At 48.9% G+C, this 20,175-nt stretch carries 27 protein-coding genes and 2 pseudogenes; 2 read left to right on the top strand and 27 right to left on the bottom strand.

The window, feature by feature from the left end:
- Positions 1-65 precede the first annotated feature (65 nt).
- A complete protein-coding gene (locus tag GT3570_RS09665; protein ID WP_020278586.1) occupies positions 66-917 on the bottom strand; it encodes an HAD family hydrolase in 852 nt (283 codons plus the stop codon).
- A gap of 389 nt (positions 918-1,306) precedes the next feature.
- Between GT3570_RS09665 and GT3570_RS09670 the strand changes: the two genes are divergently transcribed.
- Complete coding sequence (locus GT3570_RS09670; protein ID WP_062898700.1) at positions 1,307-1,720, top strand: EamA family transporter; 414 nt, start codon at positions 1,307-1,309, stop codon at positions 1,718-1,720.
- Positions 1,721-2,000: 280 nt separating this feature from the next.
- On the top strand, positions 2,001-3,119 hold the full coding sequence (locus GT3570_RS09675; protein ID WP_023633521.1) for a Delta(10) desaturase DesB: 1,119 nt from the start codon (positions 2,001-2,003) through the stop codon (positions 3,117-3,119).
- A 175-nt stretch (positions 3,120-3,294) separates the two neighbouring features.
- Here GT3570_RS09675 and GT3570_RS09680 read toward each other — a convergent pair whose 3' ends face one another.
- The 26 genes and pseudogenes from GT3570_RS09680 to zwf all read right to left on the bottom strand — a co-directional run bounded on the left by GT3570_RS09680 (position 3,295) and on the right by zwf (position 20,105).
- Positions 3,295-3,678: a DUF302 domain-containing protein gene (locus tag GT3570_RS09680; protein ID WP_013145023.1), complete on the bottom strand. Its 384-nt coding sequence runs from the start codon at positions 3,676-3,678 to the stop codon at positions 3,295-3,297.
- A 149-nt stretch (positions 3,679-3,827) separates the two neighbouring features.
- Positions 3,828-4,610 carry a sulfite exporter TauE/SafE family protein gene (locus GT3570_RS09685; RefSeq protein ID WP_062898701.1) on the bottom strand — a complete coding sequence of 261 codons (783 nt, stop codon included), beginning with the start codon at positions 4,608-4,610 and terminating at the stop codon, positions 3,828-3,830.
- Positions 4,611-4,682: 72 nt separating this feature from the next.
- Positions 4,683-5,819, bottom strand: coding sequence for an MBL fold metallo-hydrolase (locus GT3570_RS09690; RefSeq protein ID WP_062898702.1), 1,137 nt, complete (start codon positions 5,817-5,819; stop codon positions 4,683-4,685).
- A gap of 49 nt (positions 5,820-5,868) precedes the next feature.
- Positions 5,869-6,438 (bottom strand): sulfurtransferase TusA family protein, encoded by a 570-nt coding sequence (locus tag GT3570_RS09695; protein ID WP_042379801.1) that lies wholly within the window; start codon positions 6,436-6,438, stop codon positions 5,869-5,871.
- Between the two features lie 23 nt (positions 6,439-6,461).
- Positions 6,462-6,758 carry a rhodanese-like domain-containing protein gene (locus GT3570_RS09700; RefSeq protein ID WP_025039175.1) on the bottom strand — a complete coding sequence of 99 codons (297 nt, stop codon included), beginning with the start codon at positions 6,756-6,758 and terminating at the stop codon, positions 6,462-6,464.
- Positions 6,759-6,770: 12 nt separating this feature from the next.
- The gene (locus GT3570_RS09705) at positions 6,771-7,136 is read right to left on the bottom strand and encodes a rhodanese-like domain-containing protein (RefSeq protein ID WP_062898703.1); all 366 of its coding nucleotides are present in this window, start codon (positions 7,134-7,136) and stop codon (positions 6,771-6,773) included.
- Positions 7,137-7,153: 17 nt separating this feature from the next.
- On the bottom strand, positions 7,154-7,636 hold the full coding sequence (locus GT3570_RS09710; RefSeq protein ID WP_015375138.1) for a DsrE/DsrF/DrsH-like family protein: 483 nt from the start codon (positions 7,634-7,636) through the stop codon (positions 7,154-7,156).
- 50 nt (positions 7,637-7,686) lie between these two features.
- Complete coding sequence (locus GT3570_RS09715; RefSeq protein WP_033025641.1) at positions 7,687-7,914, bottom strand: sulfurtransferase TusA family protein; 228 nt, start codon at positions 7,912-7,914, stop codon at positions 7,687-7,689.
- 111 nt (positions 7,915-8,025) lie between these two features.
- Positions 8,026-8,286: a metal-sensitive transcriptional regulator gene (locus GT3570_RS09720; protein WP_033025642.1), complete on the bottom strand. Its 261-nt coding sequence runs from the start codon at positions 8,284-8,286 to the stop codon at positions 8,026-8,028.
- The gene (locus GT3570_RS09725; protein ID WP_094238828.1) at positions 8,253-8,645 is read right to left on the bottom strand and encodes a rhodanese-like domain-containing protein; all 393 of its coding nucleotides are present in this window, start codon (positions 8,643-8,645) and stop codon (positions 8,253-8,255) included. The genes GT3570_RS09720 and GT3570_RS09725 overlap by 34 nt, the downstream gene beginning before the upstream one ends.
- An 89-nt stretch (positions 8,646-8,734) precedes the next feature.
- On the bottom strand, positions 8,735-9,304 hold the full coding sequence (locus GT3570_RS09730; protein ID WP_042379791.1) for a class I SAM-dependent methyltransferase: 570 nt from the start codon (positions 9,302-9,304) through the stop codon (positions 8,735-8,737).
- Between the two features lie 145 nt (positions 9,305-9,449).
- A pseudogene (locus tag GT3570_RS19355) lies at positions 9,450-9,569 on the bottom strand (MBL fold metallo-hydrolase); the annotation flags it as partial.
- The gene (locus GT3570_RS18460; protein WP_371878466.1) at positions 9,544-9,837 is read right to left on the bottom strand and encodes a rhodanese-like domain-containing protein; all 294 of its coding nucleotides are present in this window, start codon (positions 9,835-9,837) and stop codon (positions 9,544-9,546) included. The pseudogene GT3570_RS19355 and the gene GT3570_RS18460, both read right to left, overlap by 26 nt.
- Before the next feature lie 78 nt (positions 9,838-9,915).
- Positions 9,916-10,161 carry a glutaredoxin family protein gene (locus tag GT3570_RS09740; RefSeq protein WP_042379787.1) on the bottom strand — a complete coding sequence of 82 codons (246 nt, stop codon included), beginning with the start codon at positions 10,159-10,161 and terminating at the stop codon, positions 9,916-9,918.
- A 23-nt stretch (positions 10,162-10,184) separates the two neighbouring features.
- Positions 10,185-10,574: a DsrE/DsrF/DrsH-like family protein gene (locus tag GT3570_RS09745; RefSeq protein WP_033025646.1), complete on the bottom strand. Its 390-nt coding sequence runs from the start codon at positions 10,572-10,574 to the stop codon at positions 10,185-10,187.
- A 167-nt stretch (positions 10,575-10,741) separates the two neighbouring features.
- Positions 10,742-11,110: a YidH family protein gene (locus GT3570_RS09750; protein WP_033025648.1), complete on the bottom strand. Its 369-nt coding sequence runs from the start codon at positions 11,108-11,110 to the stop codon at positions 10,742-10,744.
- 24 nt (positions 11,111-11,134) lie between these two features.
- Complete coding sequence (locus GT3570_RS09755) at positions 11,135-11,431, bottom strand: TlpA disulfide reductase family protein (protein ID WP_239691199.1); 297 nt, start codon at positions 11,429-11,431, stop codon at positions 11,135-11,137.
- Complete coding sequence (locus GT3570_RS09760; RefSeq protein ID WP_239691200.1) at positions 11,415-11,753, bottom strand: cytochrome c biogenesis CcdA family protein; 339 nt, start codon at positions 11,751-11,753, stop codon at positions 11,415-11,417. The genes GT3570_RS09755 and GT3570_RS09760 overlap by 17 nt, the downstream gene beginning before the upstream one ends.
- A gap of 167 nt (positions 11,754-11,920) precedes the next feature.
- A pseudogene (locus tag GT3570_RS09765) lies at positions 11,921-12,451 on the bottom strand (rhodanese-like domain-containing protein); the annotation flags it as partial.
- 64 nt (positions 12,452-12,515) lie between these two features.
- The gene (locus GT3570_RS09770) at positions 12,516-13,217 is read right to left on the bottom strand and encodes an ABC transporter ATP-binding protein (RefSeq protein WP_062898704.1); all 702 of its coding nucleotides are present in this window, start codon (positions 13,215-13,217) and stop codon (positions 12,516-12,518) included.
- A complete protein-coding gene (locus GT3570_RS09775) occupies positions 13,214-14,023 on the bottom strand; it encodes an ABC transporter permease (RefSeq protein ID WP_033025654.1) in 810 nt (269 codons plus the stop codon). Before GT3570_RS09775 ends, GT3570_RS09770 begins: the two co-directional genes overlap by 4 nt.
- 135 nt (positions 14,024-14,158) lie before the next feature.
- Positions 14,159-14,683, bottom strand: a complete 525-nt coding sequence (locus GT3570_RS09780) for a nitrous oxide reductase accessory protein NosL (RefSeq protein ID WP_062898705.1) — start codon at positions 14,681-14,683, stop codon at positions 14,159-14,161.
- On the bottom strand, positions 14,680-15,960 hold the full coding sequence (locus GT3570_RS09785) for a right-handed parallel beta-helix repeat-containing protein (RefSeq protein WP_033025658.1): 1,281 nt from the start codon (positions 15,958-15,960) through the stop codon (positions 14,680-14,682). Before GT3570_RS09785 ends, GT3570_RS09780 begins: the two co-directional genes overlap by 4 nt.
- Positions 15,961-16,249: 289 nt before the next feature.
- A complete protein-coding gene (tnpB, locus tag GT3570_RS09790) occupies positions 16,250-17,371 on the bottom strand; it encodes an IS200/IS605 family element RNA-guided endonuclease TnpB (RefSeq protein ID WP_062898706.1) in 1,122 nt (373 codons plus the stop codon).
- 266 nt (positions 17,372-17,637) lie between these two features.
- Positions 17,638-18,540 (bottom strand): phosphogluconate dehydrogenase (NAD(+)-dependent, decarboxylating), encoded by a 903-nt coding sequence (gene gnd, locus GT3570_RS09795; RefSeq protein WP_062898707.1) that lies wholly within the window; start codon positions 18,538-18,540, stop codon positions 17,638-17,640.
- 107 nt (positions 18,541-18,647) lie between these two features.
- A complete protein-coding gene (gene zwf, locus GT3570_RS09800) occupies positions 18,648-20,105 on the bottom strand; it encodes a glucose-6-phosphate dehydrogenase (RefSeq protein ID WP_062898708.1) in 1,458 nt (485 codons plus the stop codon).
- Positions 20,106-20,175 lie beyond the last annotated feature (70 nt).

Raw genomic sequence — 20,175 nt, forward strand, 5'->3', positions numbered from 1 at the left:
ATATGAGATTACTATACTACATTTTTTCAGCAAGCGGCAGACAAATGAATAAAAAACGGGTGCTGCTACACCCGTTTCGCAAGCACCCGCTCAAGCCCCGCCGCCACGCCGTCTTCTTCATGGGAGAGGGTGACGAAATCACAATTCGCTTTCAATTCGGGGGCGGCGTTGGCCATGGCGACGCGGCAGCCCGCCACCTCAAACATCGACAAATCGTTATGGCTGTCGCCAAAGACGACCGTATCGCGCAAATCGATGCCGTAATGGGCAGCGAGTTGCTTGAGCGCCTCGCCTTTTGTCGCCCGTTCGTGGTTCATTTCTATGTTGTGCGGATGTGAGGAGGTGACCGTGACGCCAGGGAGCGCCGCGAAACGGGAGGCCGCATCACGCAACCGCTCGCGGTCAAGGGCGAAAATCAGCAGCTTATAGATCACCCGCTTCGGGTCGTCCCACACCGTGCGGATGTCGTCGACATACGTCACCCGCGCTTGCTGGAACTGCTTGTTCACCAGCCATTTCACATCCGGGGCCGCAGCGGCCATCTCGGAAGCGAGCGCTTCCCATTGGGCGCGGTTGTGCAAGCCGACATAGACCGCATCGCCCGTGTACGTCTCGCAATACAAATCCGACTGTTCGCGCACCCACTCCAGCGTCGGGCGGACCGCCGCCCGTTCGAGCGGCGCCTCGCTGATGACCGTGCTGTCCTCAAGCGTCACGATCGCTCCGTTTAAGCTGGCGATCGGACAGACGAGGCCTGCCTCACAAAGCGGGGCGAGCGCGTCTTTGCGCGCCCGCCCGGTCACGACGGCGACGATGTGGCCTTGCGCTTTTGCAGCCGCAATGGCCGCCCGGTTGCGCTCGCTGATTTTTCCTTCCCCGTTTAACAGAGTGCCATCCATATCGAGTGCAATCAACATAACTCATCCCTCTTTCCTTTGTCATGCAAAGAGCTTCTAGAAAAACGGCGTTCTGACAGAAGCAGGGGGCTAGTGGAAAGCTGGAAATTCCCGCACTTTTCACTCCGCACTCCAGCGCCTGCCTCCATCTGCTCTTGTTCTGCAACTCTTCCTTATTATTCTGAATAGCTGTCGGCTTCTTAGATCGCAAACTGTTCGAACAATTGCCGTACTTCATCAGAACGAGGGGTTGGACCTGTGCTCATATTGACGCCCAACTCGCGCAAAAGCGGCGCCAGCAGCGGTGCTTGTCCTCCATTATAACAAACGAATGGAAAAATGGTGAAATGTTCTCCCTTCTCGTAGTATAATAGATGAGAAAAATTCTCAATGAAAGCGAAGGGATGTGCATGTGGATCGTGTATGCTTTGTTGGCGGCGGTGTTTGCGGCGCTGACATCGGTGCTGGCGAAAATCGGCATTGAGAACGTGAACTCCCATCTAGCGACCGCCATTCGCACCGCCGTCGTGCTTGTGCTCGCATGGATGATCGTCTGGATGACAGGGGCTCATCAAGGCGTCAAAGCAATCTCAACGAAAAGCTGGGTGTCTCTCTGCCTCTCAGGAGCGGCGACCGGATTGTCATGGCTTTGTTTCTACAAAGCGATCCAAATCGGCGATGTCTCGCGCGTCACCGCCATTGACAAATCAAGCTTGGTGCTGACGATTTTGTTTGCGGCTATGTTTCTCGGCGAACCGCTGTCCGCGAAAGTGGTGATCGGGGTGTTGCTCATTACCATCGGGACATTGATCATGATGTTTTAGCCAGCCGCCTGCTCAAGCGCCTAGCCTGTCCTTCTGGAAAAACTGCCATCATGCCCAAATTTGGTATTTTTCCATCAAGCCTATAGACAGAACGATCCAAAAGATGTTACAATGATTCTTATAGTGACCAAGAGCTTTTCTCGTCCCTCCACATCATTTCGGCATGGATGACAGCTTTTGGGATCACCTTATGAAATAAGGTCTTCGTTGCGACCAAGAGTGTGTGAATGGCTTCGCCGCTGCTTGTCAAACGGAGAGTAGTTTGAAAGGAGATCACTGAATGAATGATTTTCACCCGTTCGGTTGGTACGCGGCGAAAATTGCCCCGCATTTACCGAAAAAAGCGTTTCAACCTGTGAAGTCCCGCTTGTTTGGAGGTTTGGCTTATGTAGGGCTCGTCATCACCGGCATCCTCGCTGTATCACTTTTTCATCTTCACCCGGTATGGAACCTCCTCATCTCTGTTGTGCTTGGTTTCAGTTTTGCCGCGTTAGGATTTTTAGGACATGAAATTTTGCACGGCACAGTCGTCAAAACGCCATGGCTGCGCGATCTTCTCGGAGCGATCGCCTTTTGGCCGCTTTGCACCGGTCCGAAGTTGTGGAGAAAATGGCATAACGCCAGCCACCATGTGCATACCCAGCATGAAGAAAAAGACCCGGACGCGTGGCCAAGCATGGAGAAATTAGCGAAAAGCCGCCTGCTCTCTTGGGTATACCGCATCCCGTTTCCGATTCGCGCTTCTTTCGCTTTTAGCTCCTTGTCCGTGATGTTTACCGTTCACTCGATCCGGATGCTGTTTTACTTTTTCAAAGACTTCCGCCGGAAGAACCGCGCGGTTGTCCTGTTTCAATTTTTCTTGCCTTGGGCGACATGGCTCGGGCTGTTATGGCTTGTCGGCTGGGAAAAATGGTTTTTCGCCTTTTTGCTTCCGCTGCTCGTCGCCAACACGATCGTCATGAGCTATATCTCAACAAACCACCGTCTCAATCCGTTAGTGCCGGTCAACGATCCGTTGGCCAACAGCTTGTCCGTCACGGTGCCAAAGTGGGTGGATATCCTTCACTTCAACTTTTCGCACCATACCGAACATCATCTCTTTCCAGCGATGAGTTCGAAGTACTATCCGCTCGTGAAAACATACATCAAACAAATGTGGCCCGACCGCTACCACGAAATGCCGATGGGAAAAGCGTTGGCCGCCCTTTGGAAAACGCCGCGCGTCTACTACGAGCAACATGAGCTCATCGAGCCAAAGCAAGGCCATGTTTACGGCACGCTTGGCAATGGGTTGGATCCCGACCGGATTGTGCATCGCGAGCTGGAAACAGAAAAACAGCCGCGCTCAGCCAAAAAACGGGCAAAAACCAAAAAAGCGGCGGGGCAAGGGAATTTGTAGAAAGGATTGGCTTTGCAACAATCAGCCCCCTATGTGATTCTCCTTTTGGATCATCGATCAAGAAGCGGCGGAGAAGGGAAAAGAGCGCTTTTCTTTCTGCAAACCTGCGTTTCCGTGTATGTGCGCACAACCAAAAGGTGCCCCATCACTTTGGGACACCTTTTTTCATTGCCCATCAGCGGCAGCGATCGAGGCAAGCGGCCAGCCGCTTCTCAATGTCGGCCGCGATTTCCTTCAAAGCAGGATCGTTCATCATGCCAACGAGCATCGTCGGTTTCGGCATGCCGATTTTCGTTGTGCCGTTTTCTTGGTAGACGACGAGTTTGCACGGCAAAAAGTAGCCAACCAAGAGGTTTTCGTTTAGCACCCGAGCCGCTTCTTGCGGGTTGCACACTTCTAAAATGACCATCGGCGTGGAAAAATCAAGCCCCTTTTCTTGCAGCTTCTCGGTTACGCTAAACTGCCAGAGCACGCCAAATCCTTCTTGTTTCAAGCTTTCTTCCAAACGCTCGATCGTTTCGTTCATGCCCGTTGACACGTCAACCGTGTAATGGAACATCGCTCATTCTTCCCTTCGTTATGTTTTCCCGTTGTTTAGCATGCCCAAATCGATCGCTCACCATCACGCAGAAAACGGACGGCGACACATGATCAGTTCCAGCATTCACATGTCTTTTCCCGTGACCCGTCGCCTTTCAAGCGCTTCGATCATAAAATATCCACCCAAATTTTCACCGCCGTCGCCAAAATCAACACGGCAAGGATGACTTGCAGCACTTTCGTGTTCATTTTTTGCCCCGCTTTCGCCCCTAGCGGAGAGGCAAGCAAGCTCGCGACGACCATGATGAGCGCCGGGATGTAATCGACTTGGCCGGTGGCGATTTTCCCGAACGTAGAGCCAATGGAGGAAATGAACGTAATGGCCAAAGACGTAGCGATCGTCATTCGCGTCGGGATTTTCAGGACAACGAGCATGACCGGCACAAGCAAAAACGCCCCCGCCGCCCCGACGATGCCGGACCCGACGCCGATCAGAAACGCCAAGGCGGCCGCCACCCCTTTGTTGAACGTCACTTGGTCAAGCGGAATGTCATCGATCCCTTTTTTCGGCACAAACATCATGATGGCCGCCAATGCCGCCAAGATGCCGTAAACGACGTTAATCGTTCCCTCGCTCATCAGCTTCGAGCCATAGCCGCCGACAAAACTGCCGACAAGAATGCTTACCCCCATATACAAAATGAGCGATTTATTCAAGTAACCGCTTTTTCGATACGCCCACACGCCGCCGATCGTGGCGAAAAACACTTGCACCGCGCTGATTCCCGACACTTCATGAGCGCTGAACGCCGCCAGCCCAAACAACGGCGGAAGATACAGAAGCATCGGATATTTAATAATCGACCCGCCGATCCCCACCATCCCAGAAATAAATGAACCGACAAAGCCGATTAAAAAGATGACAATGAGAAACGCGAGCGAAACATCCATCGACCATCCCTCCCTTTTGTTTTCAAAAGGGACGAGGCACGCCCCCGTCCCCTGCCAATCTGTGCCGCTTCTTTAGGCATGGGTATGATGCAGCGCGCAGCGGTTCGGGCCGATCTCAAGCTCCCGTTGCGTTTCGATATCAACGGTTTTGAGCCCGCGGTTGATGGCGACAATGTCTTCAAAGTTCGGCGGGGTTTCGGTATTGGCGCTTTGGATGACAAGATCGATAAATTCGTCTTTTGGTTTGTTTTGCATCATCTCATTGCGGGCGCGGATGCGGCCTAACGTATCGCCGACATACCCCTCCGCGTTGATTTCTTCGTCTAAGTTCGCGTAGTGAGCCGGCAAGACGATCACATCATCCGCCATGGCCGCGACTTTTTCGTACACGGTGTCATACAAATCCGCCGCCCATTCCGCCGCCTTGCCGCCGAGGTCCGGCCGCCCGAGACCGCCGACAAAAATCGTGTCACCCGAGAACAGCCATTTGCCGTTGACAAAGAACGAGACGCTGCCTGGCGTATGCCCCGGTGTTTTCACCGCCAGCACTTCAAGATGAACGTTTTCGAAGTCGATCGTTTCATGTTGCTCGAGCGGCTCGAAATCAAACACCGCTCCCTCGCTTTTCATCAAGTAGTACGCCGCCCCGGTCCGCTCGGCCAGCGCCTTGCCTCCGGAAAGATGGTCGGCATGCAAGTGTGAGTCCACGATATGCGTGATCTTTACCCCTTCTTGTTGGGCTGCTTGTTCGTACACATCGATAAACCGCAGCGGATCGACGACAAGCGCTTCGCTTCCCGAGATGACCATATACGACAGGCATCCTTTGCCGACGCGGATGAATTGGTAAATTTTCAATTGATCATCTTCGTATACTTTGGCTTGATGGAGATGCTCGCTCCACGCCTGCATCCCGCCAGCGAGCGTATAAACGTTGTCAAACCCGGCTTCCGCCAGCTGTTCGGCGACAAACGCCGCCGATCCTCCTTTGGCGCACACCACGACGATGTCTTTGTCTTTCGGAAGACGATCGACAATCGAGTCAACCCCATCGATCAACTCAAAATACGGAACGTTCAAATAGGCAAAGTTTTCCCCTTCGATTTTCCAATCGCGAAAATCGCTTTCGTTGCGGACGTCCAAGATGAACAGCGGTTCTTTGTTTAACACCTTTTCCGTCATTTGTTGCACGGTCATTTCTTTCACCATATTAACATACCCCCTAATGTATATTTGATTGTTTAAAAAGGCCGCTCCATTACGATTGAGCGGAATCGAGCGGCCCGTTCCATTGCGACATGCCGGGAACGACGTTTCGCACACGGTCAAATCCTTTTTCGGCCAGCTTTTGCGCGGCCAAATCGCTCCGTGTCCCTGTGCGGCACACGACGTAAATCGTTTTGTCTTTCGGAAGTTCCTCCATCCGGCGATCGAGCTCTCCAAGCGGAATCGAAACGGCGCCCGGAATATGGCCAAACGCATACTCCGCCGGTTCGCGGACATCCAAGACAAACGAATTAGGATCGTCCAGTTTTTCTTGCAATTCTTCATTCGATACGACATGAGGAAATGCCGTTTCTTTGCGTGCTTCATTTTCCGTTGCCTTGCGGATATAATGTTTCAAAATCCCATTTTCTTCAATTGTTCCTAAATATTGATGCCCTGTGCTTTCCGCCCATGCTTTGATATCGGCTTTGGACCCCTTATCCGTCGCCTGCACTTCCAACACTTGGCCCGGCTCCAATTCGTTGATCGCCTTTTTCGTGCGGACGATCGGCATCGGGCAGGACAATCCTTTCGCGTCTACCGTCATATCGACTTTAATCATTGGCAGATTCCCTCCTTGATGGTTTATTCGATCGGTCCTTCCCAGGCGAGCATGCCGCCTGTCATGTTGACGACGCGGTAACCGCGGCTGTCAAGAAACTCCGCGGCACGGCCGCTGCGGCCGCCGGAACGGCAGACGAGAATGTATTCCTCATTTTTGTCCAATTCATGCATGCGAAACTCGATCAAACCGAGCGGAATGTTGACCGCTCCTGGAATTTTGCCTGCAGCGACTTCCTCCGGCTCGCGCACATCAATGATATGAAGTGATTCTCCAGCGCGAAGCCGTTCTTCTACCTCTTTCGGTGTGATTGTTTTCATCATCATCCTCCTCTACTGCCAGGCGTTTAAGCCGCCTTTGACGTTCGTCACGTGCCGAAATCCCATTTTCTTTAACAGTCGGCTTGCTTTTTGGCTTCGCATCCCGCTTTGGCAAATGACAATCACTTCTTTTTCTTTGGATAGTTCGTGAACGCGTGCTGTCAATTCGTGCAGCGGGATGTTCCGAAACCCTGGCAGATGGTAAGACTGAAACTCCATCGGGGTGCGCACATCAATATATTGCACCCCAGGTTCTTTCAACCGGCGTTTCAATTCCGCCGCCGTCATCATCCGCACCCCTTTCGGCGGGATGAAGCGGCTGGTGAGAAACCAGACAAGCAAAACAAACAGGATGATGTTGAGGATCATTTGCGACATAGGATTCCCTCATTTGATTAAATGAATAAGTTCACATTTCCTTCCGACGCATCAGCCAAATACGCGGCGACGCCAGCAAACTCAACGCCATCGATCAATTCCTCCGGCTTCAGCCCAAGCAAATCGACTGTCATTTGGCAAGCGACGAGTTTCACGCCTTGCTCCTTCGCCATCTCGATCAACTGCGGAAGCGGCATGGCGTTATGCTTTTTGATGACCTTTTTGATCAACTTCGGGCCGATGCCGGCAAAATTCATGCGCGACAGCCCCATGCGGTCCGCGCCGCGCGGCATCATTTTCGCGAACATCTTTTCAAGAAACCCTTTTTGCACTGGAACCGACGCCTCTTTCCGCAAGGCGTTCAGCCCCCAGAACGTATGAAAAATCGTCACGTCATGGTCGTATGCCGCGGCGCCGTTGGCGATGATGTAGGCCGCCATCGCCTTGTCATAGTCGCCGCTGAACAAAATGATCGTCGTCTTTTTCTTCGGCTGTGTCATCTGGCCGCCTCCTTTCTATATACCTACACAGGTATAAGAAAGACCGGAAATTATCCTTTTTGAATCCAGAACGTCAACACACCGTTTTCCTCTTTCATATCAATAACCGTATGCCCGCTTGTTTTCGCCCATGCCGGCAAATCGTTTTTCGCCCCTTTATCGGTCGTTTGCACCTCCAGCACTTGTCCCGATTCCAATTCGTCCATCGCCTTTTTGGCTCTCACCACCGGCATCGGGCAGGCAAGTCCTTTGGCATCCAATACTTTCGCTACGTTCATTGTGATAACCTCCTTGACATCATATGTTTTATTACCATTACCCCTATGGGTATATTACTACAAGAAAAAGAACGTTGTCAACACGTTTTTCTCTTGCTGTTGACCAACGGGTTATCGGCTTTTTACCAATAGTTCAACTGCTTCTTTGACAAGGTCGTCTGTGTTCTCTCCTTTTTGCATGCTTTCACGCAGACAGTGCTCTAAATTCGTGCTGACGATCACGGCAATGGCGCGGTCAATGGCATTGCGCGCCGCTGAAAGCTGAGAAACGACGCTCTTGCAGTCCTTCCCTTGTTCCATCATGCCAAGAACGCCTTTAATTTGTCCTTCAATCCGTTTTAAGCGGTTTTTGATTTCTTTATTGTATTCCATTGGTCCATTCGCCCCCTTTCTCGGCAGTCGCAAGCGGCGATCGAATAGCTTTTCACCTCATAGCCATAGCGGCGCAACAGCCGGATGCCGACGTTTTTTTCGATGGCATCTTGGGCAATGATATGAAGCGGCTTTCGCGGGATATGCCGAACATGCCGTTTCAAATACGCCACCGGAATATGCAACGCTTGGCCAAATATGGGGCCATTGCTTTCATTATAATCGCGCAAGTCGACAAGAAGCAAGCCGTCCGGCACCTCTCCTACCGGAAGGCACGGAATATTTTTCACAGGATAGTAGCGTCGGTACAACGCAACGCTCAAAAGAAAAAGAAAGAATAACAAACTACTGCCTGTCAACGGTTCACCCCCTCTGCTTCTCCTATGCACGATCATTATATACCCTGTGCAGTATAATGACAACAAGAATCATTTCCCTGAACAATCGGCTATTTCCAGCGAATCAACAGACCATAGACAGCCGGGTGAAAACGGACCAATTCCACATCACTCGCCTTTTGTTTCACATAGGAAAGCAGTTCATCCGACGGAATCCGCTCATGAAGCGGCGGCCCCATTTCGCTTTCAACCGCTTCCCATTCAATGAAAAGAAATCGTCCATTCGGCTTCATCACGCGGCGAATCTCGTCGACGACAGCGTCTTTTTGTTCCACTTCATGAAAGACAAACGCCATGATTCCTTTATCCATCGAATGAGAAAGCAAGGCGGTTGAAGCGACATCCGCCACCTGATATTCAATGTTGGTTATCGAAAACTGCTGCGCCCGTTTTTTTAATAACTGGATCATTTCCGGCTGCACATCGACCGCGTATACTTTTCCATTTGTCGCCTGCGCGAGAGGAATCGTAAAATAGCCATTCCCGGCGCCAAGATCAACGACCGTGTCATCCGGTTTCACGGACAACATCGAAATCGCCTGTTGCGGGTCGATCCACTCTTTGCGCTTCGGGTCGAGCAGTCGATCAGCGTGTTCATAATGAAAACGATGCCCTGTCATCCTGTCCCCTCCTATTCGACAACTTGTATTCGTTATTGTATTCTTTTTATCGGTTTCCAAACGACTCACATCAACCAGTCGACACGCCCATTATGAGTCTGAAACATGAAAAGGGCCGGCATCGGAAAACGCCGGCTTCTTTTCCCTACCGAACGGCGCAACGGTTTGGACCGATTTCCATCTCCCGTTGTTCGTCTTCTGTCGGATGCAGTTTCCCCATATTCGTCTGCCGGATTTCCTTATAAGCATTCGGCTGCGGAGCAAGTTTTCATACCGCCTTCGATCGAATAAACATCCGTATAGCCCGCCGCTTCCAACTGCTCTGCCACAAACTCCGACGAGCCGCCTTTGGCGCAAACGGCGTAAATCGTCTTGCTTTTGTCTTTCGGCAAACGGTCCAAATACGGTTCGATACCGTCCAACACGTCAAAATACGGAATATTGACGACCTCAACGCCTTTGCCTTCGATCCGCCAATCGGCAAAATCTTCAGGGTTGCGGGCGTCTACAATAAACAACTCTTCACCGCGCATGATTTGATTGGCGATTTCTTTGACCGAAATCGTTTTTGCCAACGATATCCCCTCCTGATGTCATGATTCACGTTATTCTCAACGATGATTCGCTTGATTCCACAATGCCATAATGGCATCCGGGTCATACCCGAGCACCCAGCGGCCGTTAATTTCGATTTGCGGCACGCCCATTTGCCCGGTCGTTTCCACCAGTCTCCGCGCCGCTTCCGGATTGAGCTCGACATTCACTTCCTTGAATGGAATCCCTTGGGCGCGCAAAAAGTTTTTCGCCATTACACAATATGGGCATGTAGTGGTTGTATAAACGGTGACTTGCGCCATATTCTCCTTCCTCCTCTCCCTCATTAGAAGGCCAATGTAATGTCCGCGTCTTTCGCGAACTGCAGGAACGTCGCCGCCCCCGCCACTTCAATGCCATCAACGAATTGGTCTTTGTCCAACCCCATGACGTCCATGGTCATTTGGCAAGCGATCAGCTTCACACCCATCCCTTGCGCCATTTGAAGCAATTCTGCAATCGATGGGACGTTCGCTTTTTGGAACCCTTGTTGAAAATGTTCTTTCCCTTCAGGAATCGGCAATTGTTTGTGCGCTTCTTTGTGGATGAGATTCAACCCTTCAAACGTGAAAAACACGCCGACTTCTGCGTCTGCCGCCGCAGCGGCTGTCGCGATGTTGAACACCTTGTACGCATCAAACAACCCGCCGTTTGCCGCAATGATCGCTACTTTCATCGAGATAACCTCCTTATGTTTTTTGTTATTATGTTTGATACCTATCCCGGTTTTATACACGTACATGCGTTGTATACACATACGTGTATGTGTATTACAATCCCTATGTTATCGAATCGCTTTCCTTTTGTCAACAAAAAAGAAAAAATGGCGAGAAAGTGCCGCTGTCAAAGCAAAGTGAAGAAATAATAGCCAAACAATCCAGTGATCAGCAACAACAAGGACGCCAAAAACCAAATTAACGGGCGTGACGGCCGGAACGTTTGTTCATTAATTTGTTTTGTCTTCATGACATAACTAATGGTGGAAAACACAATCGTGCAGACGGAAATCACCACCGCCAATGCCCCGATGAGCTGGACAAGAAATGTCGACAGGGCGCTCGCCGTTGATTTTTCATGCAAGTTGATCATCAAGAAAGCAATTCCGATCACAGCGATCGAAGTGCGAATCCAAGCGAGAAACGTCCGTTCATTGGCTAAGTGTTGCTGAATATATTTTGAATCCTCTGTCGGCTTTGGTCTTTCTTCTCTCATTCACCATTTCCCCTTTTGCCAAACTTACTGGATCGATTGCATATGATCGACGATCCAGTCATAACTCATCGGTCCGATCATTTTTTCTGTATGATTCCTTTTCTGTATGATTCCTTTCGAATCGATCAAGTAGCTCGTCGGAATCGCTTGAGCTTGGTATTGCCGGGATACCTCTCCCTTTTCATCAAGAACGACAGTAAACGTAATTCCATACTCCTGAATGAAGCGCGCAACATGTTCCGGCTGCCTTTCCGATTGAGTTAAATTGACCGCGACAATCTCCACTCCCTCATCTTTATACTGCTCATAAAACTTTTGCATATCCGGCATTTCCGCACGACAAGGCGGACACCAAGTCGCCCATATGTTCACCATCACTCTCAATGAACCCACGATATTGAACCAACATCTGTCCAATCGCACTTGCCGTCGCTCCCATCAGCACGAAAATGACACTGAATCCGCCGATAAACGCAAGGGAGCGCATGAGGATCTCCCGTTTTCCAACTTGGATTCTGTTTTCCGCTATTGGAGTGCCTGTTAAATGGGCAACATAAGCAGGAACAATCGGAAAAATGCAAGGGGAAAAGAAAGAAAGCGCCCCTGCAACGAAAGCGAATATCACTGACATATAGATCGACATCCTTTCATCATTCCTATGCCTTCGAATGAGGAAAAAAAGTTTTATTCACAAAACTACCCCTACGGGTATGTTAACTAGCCTTTTCACTATTGTCAATCTACCTAACAAAAAACAGTTCATTAGAACGAAAAAAACGCCTTGCCGCTATCGGCAAGGCACCCCATTCGTTATCGCTTGACAGCGGCGTACAGCCGGTATCCGCCATCTACGTTTTTCGCCTGAAACCCATGCCCCTGCAAAATCCTTACGGCAATGTATCCTCGCAGCCCAGCTTGGCATGTCACATAGATGGTCTTTCCTTTCGGGAGCTCATGCAAACGGTCACGCAATTCGTCCAATGGAATGTGAATCGAACCGCGGATCATGCCGCGCGCCGTTTCCTCCGCCGTGCGGACATCGATCAACACGCCCCCTGCCTCCACAATCCGTTCGATTTCATGCCACTGCACCGTCTCGACAAGCCCGTCCATGATATTGGAGGCGACATACCCAGCCATATTGACCGGGTCTTTCGCCGAAGAGAACGGCGGCGCATAAGCTAATTCCAAATCCGGTAAATCCCGAACGGTCAATCCCCCTTTGATCGCGGTGGCAATGACATCGATCCGTTTGTCGACTCCCTCTTTTCCGACCGCCTGCGCGCCGTAAATGCGCCCGGTCTTGCGATCGAAAATCAATTTGAACGTCATTGGCTCGGCGCCCATAACATCACTGAAACACCTGCTAAACAAATCGCCGCGCCGATCCAATCGATTCGATCATTCATTGTCGGTGCAAAGCCAACAGCTGCAACACCGTTTGTTCTTTCGATCCACAGGCTGCGGTCTCGATTCGATGAACGATAGCCCCATTTTTCATAAATACAATGATATCCCCGATATCTGCGGCCACATCCATCATATGTGTCGAAAAAATAATGATCGTCCCCTCGTTTTTTCTCTGTTTCAATATATCGATAAACCGATCAATCCAAAACGGATCGAGACCGTTTGTCGGCTCATCAAGAAGCAATAACGCCGGATTTCCTAATAACGCCTGACCGAACAACAACCGCTGCCGCATTCCTTTTGATAAATGCTTGATCCATTCCTTTTTTTGCGCTTCCAATCCTATGTCACGAAGCGTTTCTTCCACCTGTTCTCGCGTGACTTTTCGCAATGATGCATAAAACGAAAGAAATTCCCAAACGGTCATCATGGGCGGCGCATGGAACTCATCCGGCATGTATCCGATGTGCGAAATGTATTGCTTTCGATTCATCCGCAAGGAAACACCGTGAAGGGTGACCGTTCCATCTGTCGGCGGCAAAATGCCCGCTAAAATTGAAAGAAGCGTGCTTTTCCCCGCGCCGTTTCCTCCGCATAAAACGATACACTCCCCTCGATTCGCCTGAAAGGACAGCGAAGACAACGCGGTTTTCTTCTTATACATTTTTGACACTTCCCGCACATCGAGTCCGGTCATCGTTGTTTCCTCCTTGTTAACTTCCACGTTGCCATGGACCATAACAAACATAGATAGCCAATGGCATATACGGTCAATATCAGCCTGAACTTTTTTTGCCATAAATGGATCAAATGATCATAAGCTTGTCCGAAAATGGCGCTCCCCCCCAATTCGACCACAAACGCCACACGCAACACCTCGGCCGGATTGAAAAGCGTCGCCGCTTGCAACAAAGGGGCAATGAGCGGATATGGAACGATGTTAAGCACAGCAATTAACAACGTCGGCCAAATCATAATGAACAAAAACCATACTCCGACCGATACCGTCAACGCTTGCCATCGAGTCGACGTAAACGCGCCGACGGATAGACCCAACATGAGAAACAAAGCGATGAGGAATAATGAAAAACTATAGAGCGCAATCACCCATTTCACCGGCAATGCGATTCCAGCAAAGGAACTGATCGCTACGCTCACGCCAAAACTAAACGTAAACAATGTCGCCTGCCCTAACCATTGCCCAAGCCATTTCCCGGCCACATACATGGCCTGTGACAGCGGATACGTACATAACAGGCGCCATTGTCCATTTTCCATCTCACCCGCAATCGCGAACGAACCGGCAATGAGCATAAACAGAGGCAAAAGATATAAGATAATGTTCGCGATCGTTCCTGTGACATTCGTATATCCAGCAAAATCTGCATCGTTTTTGGCGATGAAAAATAATAGCGACAATATGACAACCCATAACAAAACAAACGAATAAGAGGAATATTGGCGCATCAGCAGCCGCCATTCCATCCGTCCGATATTCCACATCCTTCTCTGTCCTCTCCATCGATGTTTCAGTTTCAACAGCCACTCGAGAAACACCTAAGAGTTTCGAAACATTAGATCTCTCTACAGAACAGCCCGTGCAGGCAACGGACAGATAAACAAAAAGGCAACTGGCGCTCAGTTGCCCATATGGTTATCCTTCTGTTTGTCCATTTTCATATGTTCTTTTTTCATTTCCATCATCATCTCTTTATTTCGTTCCCATGTATGGCGACCCAGTTCATTATACGTCAAAACCGCTCCACCATGTTGTTCGACAAATTTCTTTGCTTTATCTTCATCTTTAAAAGAGATCACATTGTATGCCATAGGAGTGCGAATTGTTTGATCATATACATATGTTGCTTGATCCACCTCCAGCCAATCGTTCGTTTCATAATCGCGAACAAACATGGCTTCGACCGTTTCGTTTTTATGTTCCTTCATCCATTGATACATACAACCGATGTCATCAAACTTCAACACTTTGCCATTTTTCAATACGAGTTCGGTCGCAAATTGATTATTTCCTACCGCCATATGGCAAAAATCACATTTATCGTTTTTTTCATCAATGGCTACCGGCTCAGCCTTTTGGTTGCAACCAGTTATGACGCCAATAATGAAGATAAAAATGGCCAACCATATTCCTTTTGCTTTCATGGTCGTTTCCTCCCTATTATAAATCCACTAATGCTTCCAGCGATCATCACAGCACTCATCACATACAACAGGCTTGCCGACCGGGAAGGCCGATCCTTCCTTGCCGTCGGTTGCTCCATGAGCGGAGCGTCATCCGTCAGCACTTGTTCGTCAGGACTGCGCAACAACTTTTGCAAGACAATCATACCTGGTGACTGAAAAAACAATTGGTATTCCGGCACGTCGACGGTAAGCGCTAGGAAAAACGGATCAGCTCGATACGGGATGGCGCTGACTCCCTTGCCCGTGACATCTAATTTAGTCGCTGCGTCCCAATAGTTACGAACAATGGTATTGTCAGGACTGCGAATGGCTTGTGCGTCATAGACATTGCCAATGAATGAATTGTCCGAAACACGATTGTTCGACGATTCATTCCACTGCATGCCGATAAAATTGTGGGAAACATCGTTCTCAGTCAATTCGTTATGGCGCGCTTGTTCCACATAAATTCCGACTCGATTGGCCGCGATTCGGTTCTTTCGTACAATCGTTTTCGCCGCATCGTATAACAAAAGGCCTTGAGAGTGGACATTTCTTTTGTTTTGCACGAACGAATTTTGTTCAATCGTTGTTTGCTCTGTCCCCATCACCATCGCTCCAGCGATATTTTTTTCGGAAATGTTTTTTCGCAACACGATGCGATTCGAAAACATGACATGAATGCCATAGCGGGCATTGTCAATGTGATTGCCGCTTAGTACGTTGTTATGGCTGTTTTCCATGTAAATTCCGTCTTTTACCCGCTCAATCGCCGTATAATGAATCACGTTTTGCGTCGATTCCCATAGATCAATGCCATTGCCGTTTTTCTCGCCTTGAACAGCGCAGTGGACAATGGTTGTATGATGCGCGTGATCAAGCTTGACGCCTTGCTGATTCGTCAACACGCGCACACCGTCGATCGTATGATCATGTCCGGTTACGTAAATCGCCGGCATATCGGGCGCATCACCACATTGCACCACACGAATATTTTTGAGCACAACATGCCGGCCGTATATCGCAATGACAGGAGACTTGCGGCACGAACGAATCGTCACCTCCCCAATCCCTTCCAACGTAAGTGGTTTCGATAATACGATCGCTTCATCATAGACGCCGCTCGCTAGCCTCACCACCCCATACTCCGGCGCTTCGTCGATGCGGGCTTGAACGGTTTCTTCCGCACGCGCCGGCAACGGAAAGACAAGGAGCAGCAATAGGACAAGCAGCCAATGATCTGCATATCTCCTCATCGGCTCACCACCTTCTTGTGATACAATACCAAACAATGATGTGAACTTTGTGAAAACCGTTTGTCAATTGTTCAACATTCACGTTTATTATTTTTGAATCGTTGCGTTGATTGCTTTGCGTTCAAAAAACAAATGCGACACCGTTTTCGTATATTTTTCCGCCAATGGGCGTTCTCTTCACAACATTGAACGCTCTCCCACCTACGCTCACGCTTAGAGGTGGGAGATTCTTGGGAACACCCGCCCTACGGCAGGCTGTTAACCAAGCCATCCCCGTGCGTCCCACGGTTCAGCTGTCTTGCCAAAACAGCAAACGAAGCCCTTCCTGCAAAATATTTCGGGCGGCGTTATGGTCCCGGTCATGTTCGGCTCCGCAGTTTGGGCACACCCACTCGCGGATGTCGAGCGATTTCACCTCAATCTGCCGATGCCCGCAGCACGAGCACAATTGGCTCGATGGGAAGGTGCTCGCGACACGGACCAACGTCCGCCCGTACCATTTCGCTTTATACTCAAGCATCTTGAGAAAACGCCCCCACGCGGAATCGGAAATGCGTTTGGCCAGCTTGCGGTTCTTTTGCATGTTCCGCACGCGCAAGTCCTCCACGCACACCACTTGGTTTTCGCGGATGAGGCGGGTGGACAGTTTGTGCAGGAAATCGTTCCGGCAGTTGGCGATTTTCTCATGAAGCTTGGCCGCTTTCAAGCGGGCTTTATGCCAGTTCGAACCGCCCGGCTTCCGGCGGGACATCACCCGCTGCCAGTAGGCGAGCTTTTCTTCATATCGGCGCCAATACCGGGGGTGTTCGATCTTCTCACCCGTGGAAAGAACCACCATATGCTTCAACCCCACATCCACCCCCACTTGCTTGTCGGTGGTGGACAATGGAGGAATCTCCGTTTCCACCAAGATGGAGACGAAATACTTCCCTGTTCGGTTTCGACGAATGGTGGCCGAGAGAATGCGGCCTTGAACCTCACGGCTTTTGGCAAACTTCACCCATCCGAGCTTGGGAAGTTTCAATCGATGGCCGTCCACTTCGATCGATGGGCGCCCTTTCTTTGAATAGTTGCACTGGGCGGTGTACGATTGGTTCGGATGTTTTTTGCTTTTGAAGCGGGGAGCGTTCGCGATTCCATCGAAGAATCGGTCAAACGCCTCGTCCAACTGTTGCAGCGCGTTTTGCAAGGCGGTCGAATCGGGAGTCTTCAGCCACGGAAGGGTCTGCTTTAAGGCGGTCAGCCGCTTGGAGCACTCGTTGTAGCCGAGTCCTCTTCCGGTGGTTTCATACGCCTGATTCCATTCGGACAAAAAGTGGTTGTACACAAACCGGCAACACCCGATGGTTTGATGGATCCGTTCCGCTTGTGTGCGAGTGGGATACAGCCGGAAGCGGTAGGCTTTGTGCATGACCTTCCCTCTTTTTGAACGGAACATTTGTTCTGTTTCTGTCTATTTTACACCTTTGATTCGTTGGAGGCAAGAGGGAAATCGATGGCGAATACCGATTCATCCCCCACTTACGCTCACGCGTGGAAGTGGGGGTCTTCTCGATTCAGGATGATAAATGGCAAGGCATGGGAGTAATCAAAAGAGATAGCCATATACACTTCTCCTTTCTCATTCTATTTTGCAGCGCATGTCCATTGTAAGTCTTACTGCAAGGGGATTTTATGTTATTTCTTCTCATTTTTTTCTACAGCATGTCCGCCAAATTCATTGCGTAGAGCGGCTACCACTTTTCCTGTAAATGTATCGCTTTCTAATGAACGATACCGCATCAATAAGGCCATGGCGATGACAGGAGTGGCCGTTTGCAGATCTAATGCTGTCTCGACCGTCCATTTTCCTTCACCGGAAGAATGCATAATTCCTTTGATTTCCTCTAATTTTGCATCTTTTGAAAACGCGCGTTCTGTTAATTCCATGAGCCATGAACGAATAACCGAACCATTGTTCCACACTCTCGCCACTTTTTCATAGTCGTAATCGAATTCGCTTTTTTCTAATATTTCGAATCCTTCGCCAATGGCAGCCATCATTCCATATTCAATCCCATTGTGGACCATTTTTAAGAAGTGGCCGCTACCTGCTTTTCCAGTATATAAATACCCATTTTTTACAGCAGTGTCGCGGAAAAGAGGCTCGACCATGTTCCAAGCTTCGGGATCGCCTCCAACCATGTAACATGCTCCGTTTCGAGCACCTTCGACTCCGCCAGAAGTTCCCGCATCCATAAAGTGAACTCCAATCTCCTTTAGCTCGTTGTAGCGACGAATTGATTCTTTGTAGTGAGAATTGCCACCATCAATCACAATGTCTCCTTTGCTTAAAAATGGCGCAATTTCACTAATCACCGAATCAACAACGGTGTGGGGAACCATTATCCAGACAATTCTCGGTTTTTCTAATGATAGGACGAGTTCCTTTAAAGTGGATACGCCTTTAGCACCGTATTTTTTTATTTCTTCAACCGCATTTGCATTTATATCGAACGCCACTACTTCGTGCTTATGGTCCATGAGATTTTTGCCTAAGTTTAATCCCATTTTTCCTAAACCGACTAGCCCGACTCTCATGCTGACTACCTCCTAAAAATATCTTGGTCAAAGAAGATTAGCTATTCCTATTTCATAGTTAGTTTATCCAGAAATTATGTTTTCGGGTTTGCTCCGGAAGAGCTTATTTACCGCCAATAAAATCCGTCTTCTTTCAATAATTGATAAGAAGCCTCTGGCCCCATCGATCCTGAACGATAGGAGTAAAGAGGAAGGAGGTTTTCCGCAAATGCCTCTAAAATAGGTTGCAGCCATTTCCAAGATAGTTCGACCTCTTTCCAATGGGCAAAGAAAGTCGAATCGCCGTGTAAAGCGTCAAAAATTAAGAGTTCATACGCTTCAGGCACCTCTTTCTGATTCGTCGCGAAGTCCATATGGACAGGCTCCATCTTTCCGTTGTTGAATACATTTTTACTATTGAATTGCAGCGAAACACCTTCGTTCGGATTGATTTGAATCACCAAAAGATTAGGAGCTGTTTCTTCATTTTTTGGCAAGTACCATTCCTTTAATGGATTTTTAAACTCAATCACGATACGTGTGGACTTTTCCTTCATTCTTTTACCTGTACGGATGTAGAATGGCACCCCGCTCCAGTTTTCATCATCAATCCACAGACGGGCCGCAACAAATGTCTCCGTTGTCGAAGAAGCATCGATGCCAGGTTCTTCTTTATATCCAACCACTGGTTTGCCATCGATTTCTCCAGGACCGTATTGGCCGCGAACGACGTGCAAACCTACTTCTTCCTTCTGTATTGGTCGAAGAGATTCCATAATTTTTCTTTTCTCGTTACGGATGTCTTTTGCGCTAATTTGTTTTGGCAAGTGCATGGCTGTCATCATCAACAGTTGCAACATATGGTTTTGAAACATGTCGCGAATGGCGCCTGCCTGATCATAGTAGCTTGCTCTTTGTTCTACCCCAACGGTCTCGCTAGCTGTAATTTGCACATTGGCTATAAATTGATTATTCCATATTGCTTGAAACACAGGGTTGGCAAATTTTAAAGCTTCAAGGTTTTGCACCATCGGCTTTCCAAGGTAATGATCTACCCGATAAATTTCTTCTTCTTCGAAAGTTTGGCTTAATTTTTCGTTTAAATCTTGGGCCGATTTGATATCGTGGCCAAACGGTTTTTCGATAATCAGACGTTTCCAACCTTTTGTGGATCCTAATCCGCTTTCCTTGATGTTCGACGCGATCACATCGAAAAATTCCGGCGCAACAGATAAATAAAACACGCGGTTTTCAGGAATATTCAATTCTTTTTCCCGTTGTTGAACCATTTCGAGCAACTTTTTATACCCTTGTGCATTTGTTACATTTAAAGAAATATAGCGAAACGCGCGAAGAAACTCCTTCATTTTGGAACGGTCATTTGTCAAACGTCTGGAAAAGGTTTTTACCGAATTTTCCACATATATTTGAAATGCCTCATCGGATAATTCTCTTTTGCTTACACCAATAATGGAAAATGACTGCGGCATTTTTTGATCAAGAAATAAATTATATAATGCAGGGAAAATTTTTCGTTTCGCTAAATCACCTGTTGCTCCAAACAAGATAAAGGTCATTGAATCCAATGTGATCCCCCCTGACTTTTCGAAACATTTTTCAAAAAGAATAAAGTTGATAGAGCAGATATAACGACGT

Origin of the sequence: Geobacillus thermoleovorans, assembly GCF_001610955.1 — a bacterium.
GTDB classification, from domain to species: Bacteria; Bacillota; Bacilli; order Bacillales; family Anoxybacillaceae; genus Geobacillus; species Geobacillus thermoleovorans.

Bases quoted from the DNA above. Each gene is read 5' to 3' on its own strand.
- GT3570_RS09665 (WP_020278586.1), bottom strand. From the start codon at position 917: ATGTTGATTGCACTCGATATGGATGGCACTCTGTTAAACGGGGAAGGA.
- GT3570_RS09670 (WP_062898700.1), top strand. From the start codon at position 1,307: ATGTGGATCGTGTATGCTTTGTTGGCGGCGGTGTTTGCGGCGCTGACA.
- GT3570_RS09675 (WP_023633521.1), top strand. From the start codon at position 2,001: ATGAATGATTTTCACCCGTTCGGTTGGTACGCGGCGAAAATTGCCCCG.
- GT3570_RS09680 (WP_013145023.1), bottom strand. From the start codon at position 3,678: ATGTTCCATTACACGGTTGACGTGTCAACGGGCATGAACGAAACGATC.
- GT3570_RS09685 (WP_062898701.1), bottom strand. From the start codon at position 4,610: ATGGATGTTTCGCTCGCGTTTCTCATTGTCATCTTTTTAATCGGCTTT.
- GT3570_RS09690 (WP_062898702.1), bottom strand. From the start codon at position 5,819: ATGGTGAAAGAAATGACCGTGCAACAAATGACGGAAAAGGTGTTAAAC.
- GT3570_RS09695 (WP_042379801.1), bottom strand. From the start codon at position 6,438: ATGATTAAAGTCGATATGACGGTAGACGCGAAAGGATTGTCCTGCCCG.
- GT3570_RS09700 (WP_025039175.1), bottom strand. From the start codon at position 6,758: ATGAAAACAATCACACCGAAAGAGGTAGAAGAACGGCTTCGCGCTGGA.
- GT3570_RS09705 (WP_062898703.1), bottom strand. From the start codon at position 7,136: ATGTCGCAAATGATCCTCAACATCATCCTGTTTGTTTTGCTTGTCTGG.
- GT3570_RS09710 (WP_015375138.1), bottom strand. From the start codon at position 7,636: ATGACACAGCCGAAGAAAAAGACGACGATCATTTTGTTCAGCGGCGAC.
- GT3570_RS09715 (WP_033025641.1), bottom strand. From the start codon at position 7,914: ATGAACGTAGCGAAAGTATTGGATGCCAAAGGACTTGCCTGCCCGATG.
- GT3570_RS09720 (WP_033025642.1), bottom strand. From the start codon at position 8,286: ATGGAATACAATAAAGAAATCAAAAACCGCTTAAAACGGATTGAAGGA.
- GT3570_RS09730 (WP_042379791.1), bottom strand. From the start codon at position 9,304: ATGACAGGGCATCGTTTTCATTATGAACACGCTGATCGACTGCTCGAC.
- GT3570_RS18460 (WP_371878466.1), bottom strand. From the start codon at position 9,837: ATGCGCGGTGAAGAGTTGTTTATTGTAGACGCCCGCAACCCTGAAGAT.
- GT3570_RS09740 (WP_042379787.1), bottom strand. From the start codon at position 10,161: ATGGCGCAAGTCACCGTTTATACAACCACTACATGCCCATATTGTGTA.
- GT3570_RS09745 (WP_033025646.1), bottom strand. From the start codon at position 10,574: ATGAAAGTAGCGATCATTGCGGCAAACGGCGGGTTGTTTGATGCGTAC.
- GT3570_RS09750 (WP_033025648.1), bottom strand. From the start codon at position 11,110: ATGAGAGAAGAAAGACCAAAGCCGACAGAGGATTCAAAATATATTCAG.
- GT3570_RS09755 (WP_239691199.1), bottom strand. From the start codon at position 11,431: ATGCAAAAGTTTTATGAGCAGTATAAAGATGAGGGAGTGGAGATTGTC.
- GT3570_RS09760 (WP_239691200.1), bottom strand. From the start codon at position 11,753: ATGTCGATCTATATGTCAGTGATATTCGCTTTCGTTGCAGGGGCGCTT.
- GT3570_RS09770 (WP_062898704.1), bottom strand. From the start codon at position 13,217: ATGACCGGACTCGATGTGCGGGAAGTGTCAAAAATGTATAAGAAGAAA.
- GT3570_RS09775 (WP_033025654.1), bottom strand. From the start codon at position 14,023: ATGTGGAATATCGGACGGATGGAATGGCGGCTGCTGATGCGCCAATAT.
- GT3570_RS09780 (WP_062898705.1), bottom strand. From the start codon at position 14,683: ATGAAAGCAAAAGGAATATGGTTGGCCATTTTTATCTTCATTATTGGC.
- GT3570_RS09785 (WP_033025658.1), bottom strand. From the start codon at position 15,960: ATGAGGAGATATGCAGATCATTGGCTGCTTGTCCTATTGCTGCTCCTT.
- tnpB (WP_062898706.1), bottom strand. From the start codon at position 17,371: ATGCACAAAGCCTACCGCTTCCGGCTGTATCCCACTCGCACACAAGCG.
- gnd (WP_062898707.1), bottom strand. From the start codon at position 18,540: ATGAGAGTCGGGCTAGTCGGTTTAGGAAAAATGGGATTAAACTTAGGC.